Below are 15,219 nucleotides of genomic sequence, written 5' to 3'. Positions count from 1 at the left end.
CAGGTTGCTCTAGGTATTTTTTATTTTTAGCCTAAGCTAAGTTATACTTATAGTTCAGCTAGTAGTTAGCAACTCATTAACCTCGTTAAGCAGGAAACTCCCATGAAATTTGTAGATGAAGCTATAATCCGTGTCGAAGCCGGTAATGGCGGTAACGGTATTATCAGTTTTTTACGTGAAAAGTTTATTTCAAAGGGTGGCCCCAATGGTGGCGACGGCGGCGATGGTGGTGATGTTTACATCCAAGCAGATGAAAATCTAAATACTTTAGTCGATTATCAATTTGAAAAGTTTCATCGCGCAGAAAGCGGTGAAAAAGGCGGAAGTACCAATTGTACTGGTAAGCGGGGTGCTGATTTAACCTTAAAAGTGCCCGTAGGGACTCGTGCGGTCGATGTTGATACTGATGAGATTATAGGTGATTTAACTAAGCACGGCCAAAAACTTCGCGTGGCTAAAGGTGGTTGGCATGGTTTAGGTAATACTCGTTTTGCTAGCAGTACTAATCGTGCACCACGTAAAAAAACTAATGGTACCCCAGGTGAAATCCGTAATTTACGTTTAGAGTTGCTATTGCTAGCAGACGTAGGTTTGCTCGGCTTACCGAATGCTGGTAAGTCTACATTAATTCGCGCTATATCAGCTGCTAAGCCAAAAGTGGCTGACTATCCTTTTACTACTTTAGTGCCTAACTTAGGTGTTGTTAGAGTTGAGTCTCATCGTTCTTTTGTTGTTGCTGACATTCCGGGGTTAATTGAAGGTGCTGCAGATGGCGCAGGCTTAGGTATTCAATTTTTAAAGCATTTAGAGCGATGCCGTTTATTGCTGCATATTATTGATGTGCTGCCTGCGGATGGTTCAGATCCAGCAGAAAATGCTATTACAATAATCAAAGAACTTGAAAAGTACAGTACTAAGCTAGCAAAAAAGCCTCGCTGGTTAGTTTTTAATAAGTTAGATTTAGTGCTCGATGAAGAGTTAGATGAAATTGTAGAGAAGGTCGTTACTGCTTTAGATTGGCAAGGGCCTATTTGTAAAATAGCTGCAGCTAGTCGGACTAATACACTGCGCTTAGTATCGGATATTTATAATTATATTGAAGAAATGCCAGTGGAAGAACAAGCAGATAAAATGGCAGATCCTGAAAGCTTTAAATGGGATGATGAAGATTCAGAGCAACAAGCTCATTTTAATCAAGCTAATGATGAAGATGATGACGATGATTTTGATGAAGATGATTACGATGTTGAAGTTATTTATCAGCGTTAAGGATTAGCTGATGAAGATATCTATGGTAGCGGCGATGGCCAATAATCGTGTTATTGGTCTAAATAACGAAATGCCCTGGCATTTACCTATTGATTTACAACACTTTAAAAAAGTGACTATGGGAAAGCCCGTTATAATGGGCCGCAAAACATTTGAGTCTATCGGCAGGCTGTTACCAAACCGTCGCAATATTGTTATTAGTAGGCAAGCTCCAGCTGAAACTAAAGGTGCTGAATGGGTGGGCTCGTTAGAACAAGCTTTTACTTTGACAGCAGCTGCTGATGAGGTGATGGTTATTGGTGGTGGACAAATTTATCAACAATGTTTACCGCTTGCTGAACGGTTATATTTAACTGAAATTGATTTAACCGTTGATGGTGATGCTTACTTTCCAGATTATTTGGCTGCTGGAAATTGGTCGTTAGTTGCAGAGCATCAGCATAATGCTGATGCAGCTAATCCATTTTCATGTCGCTTTATTACTTTGGAACGCCAATAATTATTAAGGTAAATGGGGACTTATTTGCGCCCATATTCACTTATTGCTAATATAGTTTATATATATTAAGTAAGGAGTAGTGCATGAAAATATTACCCGCTTTATTTTGCAGTACACTAGTAGGGTTTGTGGCTTTCACTTCGCCTGTAGCCTTAGCTAATGAGCAATTAGTAGCGTCAATGTGTGATTATGTTGCTGCAAATGATAAAAATAGATTACGTAAGGTGTTAAGTGATCGTCGCTTAAGGCTGCGTAGTGTTTACTCAGGTGTTTATTGTAATGGTAATAGCCTGATCCGTTTTGCTTTTATTAACAAAGCTGATGATGTAGGTGAGTTTATGGTGAAACAATTACCAGCCTCAGATGTTGCAGATTCGGGTGATATTGCTTGGGCAGAAGCAAATGGCTATTCTGGCTCGCCATTATTTGAAGTATTAAAACAAAGAGCTGAGTAAAAGCTATTTTAGAACAAAAAAATCCGCTAAAAGCGGATTTTTTTGTTCTAAGTAAAGGCTATATAATTAAACTTTGAATTGTTCGACTGATACTCGTAACTCTTCGGCTAAGCGAGCAACTTCATGGCTAGACTCTGATGTTTGTTCAGCGCCAGAAGCTGTTTCTTCTGCAATAGAAACTATGGACTCTAATAACTTACTTATTTCTAGTGATACCTGATTTTGCTCTTTAGCTGCATCAGATATTTGCTCACTACTTTCACGAGCAGAATGAACTGCTATGGAAATAGAATCCAAAGCTGTGGTAGCTAACTCTGTTTTTGCTACACAGTTTTCAGCTTGCTTTTTACCTTTATTCATCGCTTCAACAGCGGCATGAGCACCACTTTGTAGCACTTGGATCATTGCTTGAATTTCTTGAGTTGATTGCTGTGTTTTACTGGCTAAAGAGCGCACCTCATCTGCTACGACAGCAAATCCGCGGCCTTGCTCACCGGCTCTAGCCGCTTCGATTGCAGCGTTTAAAGCTAATAAGTTCGTTTGCTCTGCAATGCCGCGAATAACATCTAAAATGCTACCGATAGAGGTGCTATCTTTATGTAGTTTATTAATCACTTCAGATGCTTGTTCAACTTCATTTGACAGTTCTAGAATAATATTCTTATTCTCTAATGATATACCTTTTACGCGCTCTGTCTCAGTATTGGCATTTTGGATAACTACCACAGTGTCATTAGCACTTTGTAAAACGCCATGGGCCGTACTATTCATTTCAGTGGTTGCAGTAGCTGCTTGGGTAACTTGTGACTTCTGCTCCCGAATGGCATGGGTTGTTTGTACGGTAATGGTCGATGTTTGTTCTGAAGCTGCAGCTAGCTGGGTAGAACGAGAAATAATACCTTGGATTAACTGCTGTAAGTTACTAATTACTTGGTTACAGTTCCTCGCTAAAGTACCAAATTCATCTTTAGAACTATCATCAAGCTTTTGAGTTAGATCACCTGAGGCGACAACGCCTAAAATATGATTTACTTTAGCCAGCGGTATCGAGATACTGCGCACGGTTATAGTAGCAATGAGGATTGAAAATAAAATAGATAGCAGCACTACTACAAAGATAGTGGTAATGGCATTTGTTACGCTTTGCTCAGTGTCTTGCTGGATAGTTTCAGCAGCTGAACGCGCTTGATTTAATAATGCATCTAAGCCTTGCATAGCAATAACCGTTTGCTCATCAGCTTGAGTTAATAGTTGAGTTGCTTTTGCTAAGCTATTTAGATGTTGGGTTTTTAATTGTGGAATGCCGTTGCTACCTGACAGTAAATTACTAATATTATTAATTTTTTCTGCTAACTCACTGACTAAAGGTACTTGACCTGAGGTTTCATCTTGGATAATAGTAAATTGGTTATTAATCTCAGTTAAACGAAAGTTAACTTCATTATTTAGGGTGGCAACCGTGCTGGCAGAGGCCGTGCGATTTAAGTCAACCACATTACTAATTAAGGTATTAATACCTGTTTCAATAGATGTTGCCGCACTATAAGCTTTTGGAAAACGACGCTGTACGTCGCGGACATCAGTAAAGTCTAGGATTAACATAGCCATATTATCGGCATTATCTTCTAGCTCTACTAGATTTTTAGCAATAGTATTTTGTGTTTTAAGGCTAAAATCGATAGTAGAAAATAATTCGGTCGCTATGGCTGTAAAACGAGTATAAGAATCATTAGTGCTATTAGTGGCTCGCTTTAGTGTTGCATCATTAGCTACTGCTTTTAGTAAGTTAGCGAAACTACGCTCATAAGCTTGTTTTTCTTCTGTAAACTGGAGTTGTAAAGTATCTAATTCAGTTAAACTATTAGCATAAAAAGCGGTTTGATTTAACTTACTCATTAAGACAAAGCCACTCTTCATAATGGCGCTTTGCTCTAAAGCCGGAATAGAAACCTCGTTAACTCCAGAAGTAGACTGGCTAATACTGTTGAGACTGAAATAGGCGGTACCGCCAAGAAAAAGAAGCAACAGTGAAGTGATGGCAAAGCCACCGATCACTCTTAATGCAACTGTTAACGTCATAATAACTCCCAATAGGTCTGACTATTTAAGACCTACAAATAAATTAGGCCTTAATATACTTATGTAATGTAAATATACAGCTAAAGAACAGTTGCTGCCACACTAAATCGTTTTTGGCTATCAATACAGTAGGCTGTTAAGCTATTGCCCCATACACAGCCAGTGTCTAATGCAAAAACATTGTCTACAGGGCTAAAGCCATTTAATGCGGCCCAATGGCCAAAAAATAGTTGAGGTAAAACTTTATTGCGACAAAACTCATACCAAGGTACCAAATCTGGCTGATCATTAGGGTGTCCTTTGTGCTTTAAGTCTAATGCTCCTGTTTTTGAGCAAAAGCGCATTCTGGTGCAGCTATTGATTGTATAGCGCCACCTTTGTTCTTTTGTCTTAGCATCAGCAAAACGAACAGGCTTATTACCATACATGTTTTGCAACAAATTTAAAGGCTGCTGCTGTAGTTGAGTTTGTACCTCTTGGGTCATTTCTAGAGCTTCAGTTAGTTGCCAATCCGGTGCTAAGCCAGCATGTACCATCATGGCATTGCGTTGCTGACAGACATGCATTAATGGTTGATATCTTAACCAATGCACTAGTGTTTCAAGATTGTTGGCTTGTAATAAAGGCTGTAATTTATCTTTGGCTTTAACTTCAGCAATACCATAATAACAGGCAATAAAATGCAAATCATGGTTACCTAAGACGACTTGAGCAGAGCTACCTAAGTTATAGATAAAGTTTAAGCATTCTAAAGATTGTGGACCACGAGCAATAAGATCACCACAAAACCAGAGGGTGTCATCTTTAGTTGAAAAGTTAATCTGTTGCAATAAGCGCTGCAAAGGCTCAAAACAGCCCTGCAAGTCACCTATAACGTAAGTGGCCATTAATTTAAAATATTAGGCATAGCTAAACGAAATAATGGAATAGGCGCTGTTATGGCCTCTTTGCTGGCATTAATCATTTCATAATGTCCTTGCATAGTGCCAACGGGAGTATCTAAGACTGCACCGCTGGTATAGCGATAGCTACTGCCTGGAGCTAATTCAGGTTGTTCACCAACAACTCCTTCACCACTAACTTCGGTTTCTTTACCATTAGCGTCAGTAATTAACCAATAGCGACGTAGTAGTTGTAGGTTATCGCTAGTTAAATTGCGAATAGTAATTGTATAAGCAAACACATAACGTTCTGCTGCGGGATCTGATTGTGCTGCGATATAAAAGGTTTCAACCTCAACGGGAACGTTGAAATGTGAACTCATTCTACTTTCTCCTGCTGATGAAGCCATTGTGCGATACGCACAAAGTCTGCTACGGCTAGTTGCTCAGGGCGTAAACCTGGGTTTAAGCCTAATTGTTCTAAATCTTCTGCTGTTGCAATATTACTAAAACAATTACGAAGTGTTTTACGCCGCTGATTAAAAGCTTCTAAGCAAACACGATTTAATACTTCGGACGGGACCTGAGGGCGCTCTGAAATAGACCTTGGTATTAAGCGTACGACTGCAGAGTCTACCTTAGGTGCGGGTTTAAAAGCCCCAGGTCCTACTTCAACCACAGGCATAGCATGACAAAAAAACTGGGTCATAACACTTAATCGGCCAAAAGCTTTAGTACCGTGCTGAGCACTCATGCGCATTACCACTTCTTTTTGTAGCATAAAATGCATGTTTTCAATTTGATCGGCATATTGAAATAAATGAAATAATAACGGTGTTGAAATATTGTAAGGCAAGTTGCCAAACACTTTCATTTTTTTATCGTTAGGCACTAAGCTAGCAAAATCAAATTTCATGGCATCAGCTTGATGGATGCTAAGTTTAGCGGCCAAAGTAGGATGTTGCTGTAAACGCTGTGCTAAATCTCGGTCTAGTTCTATTACCGTAAGGTGGCCAGATTTCTCTGCCACAGGTTCGGTTAGAGCGCCTAGGCCAGGTCCTATTTCTACGAGAAAATCGCTAGGTTTTGGTGCTATAGCTTTAACAATCCGATCAATAACCTGCGGGTCATGTAAAAAGTTTTGGCCAAAACGCTTACGGGCTCTATGGCCCTGGTGTACATTTTCAGTCATAAGATAAATTCGTTTTTGTTGCCAAGTGAATGGCTTGATGAACAGCATGAAATAAGCTGCCAGTGTCGGCCTTACCCGTAGCGGCCAAATCAAGGGCGGTACCGTGGTCAACAGAGGTGCGAATTAAAGGTAGTCCAAGGCTAATATTTACAGACTTACCAAATCCCATATATTTAAGTACCGGTAAACCTTGGTCATGGTACATAGCTAAGACTGCATCCGCATGCTCTAAGTATTTAGGCTGAAAAAGGGTATCGGCTGGTAAAGGGCCAACTAAGTCCATGCCCTCAGCGCGTAGCTCATTTAAGGCTGGGATCATGATATCGATTTCTTCGCGACCTAAATGACCATCCTCACCAGCATGTGGGTTTAAACCGCAAATATAGATTTTAGGATTAGCAATGGCAAATTTGTATTTAAGATCGTGGTGCAAAATGCGCGTAACATTCATTAGCCTGTCACGAGTAATTGCTTTTGCCACATAAGCTAAAGGGATATGAGTAGTCGCTAAGGCAACTCTTAGTCCTTCTGTAGCTAGCATCATTACTACGTGAGCAGAGTTTGATAGCAAGGCAAAATATTCAGTGTGACCGCTAAAAGGGATCCCAGATTTATTAATAATACCTTTATGTACAGGGCCAGTGACAATAGCTGAAAACTCACCACTAATAGCGGCCTCTCCCGCATAAGCTAAGGTATTAACGACATACTGACCATTAGCCACATTTAGCTCGCCAGCTGTTACCGTTTCTTCTAAGGCGAAATCTGCAATAGTTAAACTGCCTGCCATCTGTGGAGTAGCAGGCGCAGCTTTGTCATAGTTAATTAAACGTAAGGGTAAATTGAGTTGAGCAGCGCGTTGTTGTAGCAATTGAGCATTTGCACATACTACCAGTTGCACTGGCCAATCTTGTTGCGCCAGTGCTATTACTAAGTCAGGACCTATACCAGCCGGTTCACCTGGGGTAATACCTATGCGTAATGTCATTTAGTTCCCCGACATCACTTCGATATGGGCTTCATTACGGAGTTCGCGTAAAAAGCTCTCTGACTCTTCGTTAAAGCGACGATTAAATATCATTCGATAAATTTGCTCTCTTTTTTTATCAGCTGTTGCATCAATAGTACGCTTGCCTAACACTTGTGTTATATGCCAACCATGCTCAGTACGGAAGGGTTCACTTATTTCATTTGGCTCTAAGCGATTAAGGGTGTCACGAAAGGCAGGAACAAAAATACTGGTGTCACTCCAACCTAGCTCACCACCATTTAATTTTGATCCTGGATCTTCCGAGTATTCTTTGGCTAACTCGGCAAAGTCAGCATCACCCGTGCGAAGCTTGGTAACAAATTCCGTTAGCATAGAGCGCGCCCGTTCTTCGCTTAAAATGATAGACGGCTTTATTAAAATATGGCGTGAATTGACTTCTTGAATTTCAGCAACGTTTTCACCACGAATATCAAAAATAGTTAAAATATGGAAGCCTGCTCCTGAACGTAGTGGGCCAATAATGTCAGATTTTTTTCTGCCGCGAATAGCTTCAGAAAATAATGTCGGCATTTCGTTAATATTCATCCAGCCTAAATCACCACCTTCAAGCGCCTTACTACCTGATGAAGAGGCGATAGCAATACGTTTAAAATCACTGCCTTCACGCAATAGCTCTAAGGTTTTAGTCGCGCGATCTTTGGCATCTTGGATTGCTTCATTAGTTGCTTGGTTGGGAATAGCAATCAAAATATGGCCAAGGTTATACTGCTCACTTACCGCACCCTGTTCTTCCATAATTTTCATTAAAGTATCAACTTCTTTTGGATTGATGTAGATGCGACGTTGAACGTTGGCACGAACCACTTCACCGGTAATTATCTCTTCGCGTAAGCGCTCCCGAAAACGTTCATAATCGCCTTCATCTTCAGTTATTTTTTGCCTAAACGCCTCTAGAGATAAGTTTTCACTTTGGGCGATATTGCGAATAGTGTCATCTAATTGGGCATCACTTATTTGTAGTCCCATGCGCTGAGCTAGTTGCAGTTGGATGTTGGTCAGTATTAAGCGCTCTAAAGCTTGGGTATGTAATGCGCTATCTGAAGGTAAGGTTTGCCCTTGGGCTAAAGCGTTACGTTTAACTCTATTAATTACTTCAGTGACGTCGCTTTTTAAGACTACGCCATTGTCAACAATAGCTGTAATGCGATCAACCTCACGCTCTTGCGCGTTTAACGCTAAACTGCCACAACACAACAGCGCGGTAACAATGATTTTAGATAACTTCATATAATCCTACATCAATTAGTGAGTAAATATGGTCGACGATAGCTAAATATACCATTAGATAACATATCGCTAACACCAAAGCCGGCGCTGTCGCCAAAGCCTTTAAGGACAAATTGTAAGCCGATACTGCTATCAAGCTTACTAGTTTGGGTGAAATTGCCTACAGGCAGTTCCAAATCGGTAATAACTTGCCGTTTTGCAATAATTCGTACGGCCCAGCAGCAGGATTCATACTGCAAACCTAAACTAGCGTCTATCATACGGTTATTTGTTACGTCGCGATAGTAACTACCAACTAGTTGGAAGTTATCACTAATTGGTTTAGCGCCTAAGACACCAAGCTGCTGGATCTCAAGTCCTGAGACTGCTCGGCTATACCTATGGTTCAATTGAAATAAACTTTTATCACCTGAGCGATAATCTAAAGAAGCATTGCTTTTTATCAACTGCTCATTATCAATATCATATTGCAAGGCGGTACTAAAGTACCACTTACGGTACCAATGCCATATTAATTCAGATGCTAACATTGATTCTGTAGAGGTCAACTCATCTTCATTGTCTGGTGTAATAGTCGGCTGCTCTAGAAAAAAAATCTGGCCTAAACTGAATCTAAATAACTCGTTATCGGCATTATCATAAAAACGCGAGGTCCAACCTAAAGTTATTTGGTTAGCTTGGTTTATACGATCTAAGCCTGAGTAACGATTCTGTCTAAATAAACCATGATAATCATCTTGTAATCGAGTAGTGTCATATAAACCGATATCGGTTTGGTCACGATACGGAATATAGAGATACTGGATTTGAGGCTCAAATGTTTGTAATGCAGGCTCGCCAAACCAATCATATTCACGCTCTAAATTAAGCCGGCTATGGATGCTAAATTTGGGAACAGTGCGATTAATGCTAGCTCGGATACCACTGATATTATCGGCGGCTGTTTGTTGGTAATAAGTGTAAAGTAAACTAGCTTGTGCTGTCACTTCAAGTGCTGGCGTAATAAAGGGCATTTCAATAGTCGGCTGTAAGTGTAGCCGGTCAGCATCTTTAATGTCGGCATTATTATTAGTAAAATGCGCATATTGCGCTTGCCAAGCAAAGTTCACATTAGGTATTAGCGCTATAGGTTTAGCTGACTTTAATTGTAATTCTGGCAAGGCGCTATAAGCTGAGTCATAGTTACCGAGTATTTCAAAGCCTTGTACTTTCAGTTGGGAGTGAACGTTTTCACCATAATAACTAATAGCCGCTTCACGTAATAATTGGGTATCACTTTGGTTAGCATAATCAGAACCAAGGTCATTTAAGTAAGTATCATCACTGACGTCTGTGACATCAATATATGCTCTAATCTGTGGGGTAAAGTCACTTATGTGGCTTAGATGGCCTAGATAACGCGGGCCAAAATTATTTACTTTTTCATTATCATCATGCAGGTACTCTAGCTGCATATTGCCACTGTGTTGTTCGGTTAAGTAGCGAAAATTAGATTTTAGCTGTAAACCGCGTTTACTCATATAGCGAGGCGTTAATTTAAGATCATAATTAGGCGCAAGATTAAAGTAATAGGGTAGTTCTATTTCTAACCCTACTTTTTGCGAGCTACTTAGGGTGGGTAATAATACACCCGAGCGGCGTTGATCATTTACTGGGAAAGTTAAATAGGGTAGATAAAATACCGGAATGTCGCTAACTTTAAACACAGCATGCCGCGCTTCGCCCCAGCCATCCTCGGCTTCGATGTTAATTTCTTTAGCGTGTAAGGCCCAGCTGTTATCTGCGGTGGGACAAGTGGTAAATAAGGCGCTGTTTAAAGATAATCCTTGTGTACTAGCTTGTAGATGCTGAGCATAACCGCGACCGGCTTGGCTGATAAATTGATACTGAGCATCAGCAAGTGTTGCACTATCGTTAGTAAGATCAGCTGCAAAGCTGCTACCATTAACTGTAATACTGCTATTAAAGTAAGCAATGCCGCCTTCAGCAGTTAAGCTTTGGGCTAAACGATTTAAGCTTGCATTAGGTGCTATTAATAGAGTATCTCGGTAACTTATTTCAACTTGGCCACTAAAATTCGCGGTTTGATTATTACTTAAGGCTATTGAATTAGAGTTAATATTAATAGCAGGATCATTAATATTTAACTTTGAGACAGCATCAGGCAGTATAATCGGCTGGTAGCAGATATTAACACGAGGCTGATCAGCAAATGCTTGGCTGCAAGTTGCCACTAGGGGGAGATATAAAAACAGAGCTAACCGATGTTTCATACAGCGATTCTTGCCTTACCTTGGATTATCATAAGAATTATTCATTGATAGTTAACTTGCTATGATAAATCAATTTTAGAAATCCTGCTAATCCGATATAGTGCGCAGATTAAATCATTTAAAAAAAGTAACCTTTATTGTTGATAAGTAGTAAATAAGGAATTTAAAAGTGTGGGGTAAAATTTTAGGTGCCTTATTTGGCTTAGCAATATTTCGCATACCGGGTTTAATACTAGGAGTGATGATAGGTCATTGGTTTGATCAGACTTATAGTCAAAAGTTTGAGCAAAATGGTGGTTTTAGTGGTTTATTTAATGAAAACCCAGATGAGCAAGCATTATTTCGCTATACCACTTTTTCTACTATGGGCCATATTGCTAAAGCAGCGGGTGTAGTGACACAGGCGCATATCCAGCAAGCTTTGCATTTTATGGCACAATTAGATCTTAGTCCTGAGCAGCAAAAAGAAGCTCAAGCAGCCTTTCGTGATGGTAAGTTAGTCAGTTTTCCACTACGTCAGCAATTGCAGTTGTTTTATCAAGTTTATCGTAGGCGTAAAGAAGTACTACAGTTATTTTTAGAAATTCAAATCAGTACAGCCTGTTTACAGGGAAAAATGGCTGACGGCCAATATCAGCTGTTGCAACAAGTTGCGGGATACTTAAATGTTAGCTCTGTACAGTTAGATCGTTTATTACAAGCCTATGGTACGCAAAGTCGGCAACAGCAGGGAACTAGTAAACTAAAGATTAATGATGCCTATAGAGTGTTAGGCGTTGACTCTACTATTAATGAAACTGGGCTGAAACGTGCGTATCGTAAATTAATGTCACAACATCATCCAGATAAGCTAATGGCCCAAGGTGTGCCTGCAGAAATGCTAGAAATTGCAAAACAACGAACTCAAGATATTCAAGCCGCTTATGAGTTAATTAAGCGCCAGCGTAGTAAGTAAACCTATAAACCTATAGAGACTAACCAACCGTATATTTCCTGCAATACCCAGCTCTGGTTGCTTTCAGAATAGCCAGATCCAGCGATAAGGCGTTGCCGATAAACTGCTTTAAAGTTTTTTTCTACTTGTTGTTGGCGCTGCTTTAGTTGGCTTAAGCCCCATTCATTATCTGCACTATTACTGATATCTAAAACGGGCACTGCATGGCTAGCTATAGCTTGTGCAAATTGTTTATTTAGCTCTGGAACAGGTGAATAGGTGCCTAAAATAATTAAAGCAGCTGGCGTTGTGAGTTGTTGTTGGGCATATAGTTGATTAATAATAGCCGCGCTACTACCTTGACTGATAATGACAATAGCACCAGGCTCACGTTTGGCGTAATTAATAGCTGTTGCCGTGCGCTGTTGTAATTGTTGTTGATAGCTATTTAAACTGTTGGTATCAAAAAGGCTAATAGGGGGAGGCATAATAGATAATGTATTCCAACCTAGCTCAGTTAGGTGCTTTCGTAAATAGTTGATGTATTTTGGGCTAGCTGCATGCTCATTAGCATCAGCAATTAATATGACAGTACCTTGTTGAAAGCCGGTTACTCTAGGTAAAAATAAAGCCATAAACGCTGATTCTGCGCTTAACTCTACCCGTTCTTCAGTAGGAAACTGTCGCTCAAAATCTGCTGCAATATAAGCAGTATTTGCTGCAAAAACGACAGGTATACTGATCGAAAAAAAATAGAGTAAACTACATATAAAGTAGTGAAAGGTACGCCGCATATCTACTTCTTCTGTTAAGGCTATATATTGCTATCGGCGCAGGATAGTCAGACTTTAATATTAAGAGATTTATTCTAGGTACTTATTAAAGGTATATAATGTTCTGGCTTTACTTATAAACTTTAAATACTTAGGGTGCTGCTCCAGTACATGGATATTAGTAGCGGCGGTTAAAATAAAACAGTATTTAGTGGCTTTAAACTCAACTAGAGCTTTAGCCATTTCTTGTAACCGTTCATTTTCAGCCAATCTAGAAACTTCAGATTCTGTATTACAAACATGGGATTGAGCCAAAAGCTTCCTACTATTATGGGCATGTGCGGTAAACCAAACTGTGCTGCTGGAAAGCGGTGGCGGCTCAGGCCACACCTCACCACTAGTAAAGGGGGTAGGTGCAAGCCAAGAGGAATCACTATTATAAGGTGTAGCTTGAAACCACTCTTGGTCATTACTATCAAAATCAGGCTTAAACACAGCTTTAGGTGCCGGTTTAGGTAGCATTGTGGTACAAGCCGGTAGAGTCAACAATAATATTATAGATAATGGGAGTATAGGCTTAAACATTATAAGTCCAGCGTGGTTCGGCATCGATTTGTTTTATTATAGCTATAATTAACTACAAAATAAAAAGCCGCTGACTTTCAGCGGCTATACTTAAAAAAAGTATGTATTATCGTAATACAGGCTCTTTAATAGTAGCTGTGACTTTAGCCTCTATACGTTGGTTAGCACGGTGTGCTTCACGAGTACTGCCATTAACGCGAGGTTTAGTTTCACCGTAACCAATAGTACTAATGCGATCCTGGGCTATATTAAAGTCTTGCTTCAGCACTTTTGCAACAGCGTCAGCGCGGCGTTGAGATAACTTCATATTATATTCTGGGCTACCAATTTTAGAAGCGTGGCCTTCAATTAATACTGTTGCCTCAGGGAAGCGTTGCATAAATGCGCCTAAGTTTTGGACATCAAAGCGATGATCTGCAGGGATAACAGCTGAGTCGAATGGGAAGCGAACTTCGATATCAACATCACCAACAGAAGCTACTTTTTCTACAAAGATAGTACAACCATCAGCGTCTACCTTATGGTTTGCAGCTGTATTCGGGCATTTATCTCTATTGTTAGGTACGCCATCACCATCTGTATCTGCCACTTTAACCGGTTGCTCTACTACTTGAGCTGGGGCAGGAGCAGGTGTAGGTGCAGCTTTTTCTGCTACTGAGCCAAATAAATAGCTTACACCTAATTTGATGCCAGCATCTGCATAGCTTTTATCAATTCCTTGATAACGGTTACCTTCTGCATATAAAGCAAAATTTTGGTTAAAGAAATGCTTATAACCAACACCGACGTTTACTGCTGTAGTGTTTCTAGCTGCATCAAAACGCTTTAAACCACCTACTATGTATATAGAAGGCATTTGTGGTAAATGATACATGGCATCAATACCAAAGCGATTACCATTAACATCACTACCATTTAGCTTAGATTGCATTTCTAAACGAGCATATTCAGCACGTAATGCCCAAGTCTCATTTAAATAATAACCAATTTCTAAACCGTAGCCCCAGTCTTTTTTCATATAATCCCAAGCTGGAGACTCAGTTTTATCAGTGTCAGGCATATAATATTCAGTGAATATGGAACCAAATACACGGTTTTCTTTGTCAACATCAGCAGCATTAGCAGCAAAAGAGCCTAATAAAGGCAGTGTAGCTGCAATGGCGACATATAATTTTTTAAGTTTCATCCATATCTCCTTGGGTTGATTTATTATAGCGGTAATATTGTACCGTAAAACTTATAATCTTGCTGTAAAAATAGTACAAAGCAGGTGTTTTCAACAATGTTGCTAATAATATACTAAGTAAATGAATGGAGTATTAATAAGGTTTCATTATAGCTCATAATTAAAAGGGGCAAGGACAATTAAACTGTATTTCATTTTTTAATTCAGGATGACTAATTGTTAAACTTTCTGCATGTAATTGTAGTCTATTTGTTTTAACAAAAGCTTCTGAATGGGCATAAAATTTATCGCCTAAAATGGGGTGTCCTAACCACTGCATATGTACTCGTAATTGATGTGAACGACCAGTAACTGGTGTAAGCATTATTCGGCTGCTGTCTTTGTCTTGGGTAATGACTTGGTAATGGGTTAGTGACGGCTTACCATGTTCGTAGCACACCTTTTGCTTAGGTCTATTGGGCCAGTCACATACCAAGGGTAAATCTATAGTACCAGTCTTAGCTGTTAGGTGCCCCCAGACATTAGCGATGTAATGCTTCTTAGTTTGACGTAACTGAAATTGCCAATTTAATTGCCGCTGGCTGTCAGCGGTTAATGCCATAATGACAATGCCAGAAGTTGACATATCAAGCCGATGAACCAGTCGTATTTCTGGCCAGACTAAGCGTGCCCTATATTCTAAACTATCTTTATGCTCGATAGCTTTACCTGGGACGGTTAATAAACCGCTTGGCTTATTAAATACCACCAACTGCTGATCTTGGTAGATAATATCAAGATACGGCTGGGTTGGTGGTGAATAGATAAAACTCATC

Annotated in this window: 15 protein-coding genes; 4 read left to right on the top strand and 11 right to left on the bottom strand. The window is 39.9% G+C overall.

Going from position 1 to position 15,219, the window contains the following annotated elements:
* The first annotated feature begins 102 nt into the window (after positions 1-102).
* The 3 genes from cgtA to RDV63_RS14665 all read left to right on the top strand — a co-directional run bounded on the left by cgtA (position 103) and on the right by RDV63_RS14665 (position 2,223).
* Positions 103-1,269: an Obg family GTPase CgtA gene (gene cgtA / locus RDV63_RS14675; RefSeq protein WP_313910250.1), complete on the top strand. Its 1,167-nt coding sequence runs from the start codon at positions 103-105 to the stop codon at positions 1,267-1,269.
* 10 nt (positions 1,270-1,279) lie between these two features.
* Positions 1,280-1,768, top strand: a complete 489-nt coding sequence (gene folA, locus RDV63_RS14670) for a type 3 dihydrofolate reductase (RefSeq protein WP_313910249.1) — start codon at positions 1,280-1,282, stop codon at positions 1,766-1,768.
* A gap of 83 nt (positions 1,769-1,851) precedes the next feature.
* Positions 1,852-2,223, top strand: coding sequence for a DUF3718 domain-containing protein (locus RDV63_RS14665; protein ID WP_313910248.1), 372 nt, complete (start codon positions 1,852-1,854; stop codon positions 2,221-2,223).
* Between the two features lie 66 nt (positions 2,224-2,289).
* Here RDV63_RS14665 and RDV63_RS14660 read toward each other — a convergent pair whose 3' ends face one another.
* The 7 genes from RDV63_RS14660 to lptD all read right to left on the bottom strand — a co-directional run bounded on the left by RDV63_RS14660 (position 2,290) and on the right by lptD (position 10,926).
* Positions 2,290-4,302: a methyl-accepting chemotaxis protein gene (locus RDV63_RS14660; protein WP_313910247.1), complete on the bottom strand. Its 2,013-nt coding sequence runs from the start codon at positions 4,300-4,302 to the stop codon at positions 2,290-2,292.
* Between the two features lie 80 nt (positions 4,303-4,382).
* Positions 4,383-5,189 (bottom strand): symmetrical bis(5'-nucleosyl)-tetraphosphatase, encoded by an 807-nt coding sequence (locus RDV63_RS14655; protein WP_313910246.1) that lies wholly within the window; start codon positions 5,187-5,189, stop codon positions 4,383-4,385.
* The gene (gene apaG, locus RDV63_RS14650; protein ID WP_313910245.1) at positions 5,189-5,566 is read right to left on the bottom strand and encodes a Co2+/Mg2+ efflux protein ApaG; all 378 of its coding nucleotides are present in this window, start codon (positions 5,564-5,566) and stop codon (positions 5,189-5,191) included. Before apaG ends, RDV63_RS14655 begins: the two co-directional genes overlap by 1 nt.
* Positions 5,563-6,375, bottom strand: a complete 813-nt coding sequence (rsmA, locus tag RDV63_RS14645; protein ID WP_313910243.1) for a 16S rRNA (adenine(1518)-N(6)/adenine(1519)-N(6))-dimethyltransferase RsmA — start codon at positions 6,373-6,375, stop codon at positions 5,563-5,565. The genes apaG and rsmA overlap by 4 nt, the downstream gene beginning before the upstream one ends.
* Complete coding sequence (gene pdxA, locus RDV63_RS14640; RefSeq protein WP_313910241.1) at positions 6,368-7,363, bottom strand: 4-hydroxythreonine-4-phosphate dehydrogenase PdxA; 996 nt, start codon at positions 7,361-7,363, stop codon at positions 6,368-6,370. Before pdxA ends, rsmA begins: the two co-directional genes overlap by 8 nt.
* The gene (gene surA, locus RDV63_RS14635; protein WP_313910240.1) at positions 7,364-8,653 is read right to left on the bottom strand and encodes a peptidylprolyl isomerase SurA; all 1,290 of its coding nucleotides are present in this window, start codon (positions 8,651-8,653) and stop codon (positions 7,364-7,366) included. It abuts the gene before it with no gap.
* 11 nt (positions 8,654-8,664) lie between these two features.
* The gene (lptD, locus tag RDV63_RS14630; protein WP_313910239.1) at positions 8,665-10,926 is read right to left on the bottom strand and encodes an LPS assembly protein LptD; all 2,262 of its coding nucleotides are present in this window, start codon (positions 10,924-10,926) and stop codon (positions 8,665-8,667) included.
* 169 nt (positions 10,927-11,095) lie between these two features.
* Here lptD and djlA point away from each other — a divergent pair, with 169 nt between their 5' ends.
* The gene (gene djlA / locus RDV63_RS14625) at positions 11,096-11,881 is read left to right on the top strand and encodes a co-chaperone DjlA (protein WP_313910237.1); all 786 of its coding nucleotides are present in this window, start codon (positions 11,096-11,098) and stop codon (positions 11,879-11,881) included.
* 2 nt (positions 11,882-11,883) lie between these two features.
* Here the strand turns inward: djlA and RDV63_RS14620 are convergent, their stop codons facing one another.
* From RDV63_RS14620 to rluA, 4 genes are all read right to left on the bottom strand, one after another.
* Positions 11,884-12,654: a DUF3530 family protein gene (locus RDV63_RS14620; RefSeq protein ID WP_313910235.1), complete on the bottom strand. Its 771-nt coding sequence runs from the start codon at positions 12,652-12,654 to the stop codon at positions 11,884-11,886.
* A gap of 69 nt (positions 12,655-12,723) precedes the next feature.
* Positions 12,724-13,155: a hypothetical protein gene (locus RDV63_RS14615; protein WP_313910234.1), complete on the bottom strand. Its 432-nt coding sequence runs from the start codon at positions 13,153-13,155 to the stop codon at positions 12,724-12,726.
* 169 nt (positions 13,156-13,324) lie between these two features.
* Complete coding sequence (locus tag RDV63_RS14610) at positions 13,325-14,404, bottom strand: OmpA family protein (RefSeq protein ID WP_313910233.1); 1,080 nt, start codon at positions 14,402-14,404, stop codon at positions 13,325-13,327.
* Between the two features lie 160 nt (positions 14,405-14,564).
* Complete coding sequence (gene rluA, locus RDV63_RS14605) at positions 14,565-15,218, bottom strand: bifunctional tRNA pseudouridine(32) synthase/23S rRNA pseudouridine(746) synthase RluA (RefSeq protein WP_313910232.1); 654 nt, start codon at positions 15,216-15,218, stop codon at positions 14,565-14,567.
* Position 15,219: the final 1 nt, after the last annotated feature.

This window comes from Rheinheimera sp. MMS21-TC3, from assembly GCF_032229285.1.
In the GTDB taxonomy this organism is placed as follows: domain Bacteria; phylum Pseudomonadota; class Gammaproteobacteria; order Enterobacterales; family Alteromonadaceae; genus Alishewanella.
This window is presented reverse-complemented; position numbering and strand designations above follow the sequence as displayed.

What these genes read in the sequence shown, in the direction of transcription:
- cgtA (WP_313910250.1), top strand. Translation starts at nt 103, where the DNA reads ATGAAATTTGTAGATGAAGCTATAATCCGTGTCGAAGCCGGTAATGGC.
- folA (WP_313910249.1), top strand. Translation starts at nt 1,280, where the DNA reads ATGAAGATATCTATGGTAGCGGCGATGGCCAATAATCGTGTTATTGGT.
- RDV63_RS14665 (WP_313910248.1), top strand. Translation starts at nt 1,852, where the DNA reads ATGAAAATATTACCCGCTTTATTTTGCAGTACACTAGTAGGGTTTGTG.
- RDV63_RS14660 (WP_313910247.1), bottom strand. Translation starts at nt 4,302, where the DNA reads ATGACGTTAACAGTTGCATTAAGAGTGATCGGTGGCTTTGCCATCACT.
- RDV63_RS14655 (WP_313910246.1), bottom strand. Translation starts at nt 5,189, where the DNA reads ATGGCCACTTACGTTATAGGTGACTTGCAGGGCTGTTTTGAGCCTTTG.
- apaG (WP_313910245.1), bottom strand. Translation starts at nt 5,566, where the DNA reads ATGAGTTCACATTTCAACGTTCCCGTTGAGGTTGAAACCTTTTATATC.
- rsmA (WP_313910243.1), bottom strand. Translation starts at nt 6,375, where the DNA reads ATGACTGAAAATGTACACCAGGGCCATAGAGCCCGTAAGCGTTTTGGC.
- pdxA (WP_313910241.1), bottom strand. Translation starts at nt 7,363, where the DNA reads ATGACATTACGCATAGGTATTACCCCAGGTGAACCGGCTGGTATAGGT.
- surA (WP_313910240.1), bottom strand. Translation starts at nt 8,653, where the DNA reads ATGAAGTTATCTAAAATCATTGTTACCGCGCTGTTGTGTTGTGGCAGT.
- lptD (WP_313910239.1), bottom strand. Translation starts at nt 10,926, where the DNA reads ATGAAACATCGGTTAGCTCTGTTTTTATATCTCCCCCTAGTGGCAACT.
- RDV63_RS14620 (WP_313910235.1), bottom strand. Translation starts at nt 12,654, where the DNA reads ATGCGGCGTACCTTTCACTACTTTATATGTAGTTTACTCTATTTTTTT.
- RDV63_RS14615 (WP_313910234.1), bottom strand. Translation starts at nt 13,155, where the DNA reads ATGCTACCTAAACCGGCACCTAAAGCTGTGTTTAAGCCTGATTTTGAT.
- RDV63_RS14610 (WP_313910233.1), bottom strand. Translation starts at nt 14,404, where the DNA reads ATGAAACTTAAAAAATTATATGTCGCCATTGCAGCTACACTGCCTTTA.
- rluA (WP_313910232.1), bottom strand. Translation starts at nt 15,218, where the DNA reads ATGAGTTTTATCTATTCACCACCAACCCAGCCGTATCTTGATATTATC.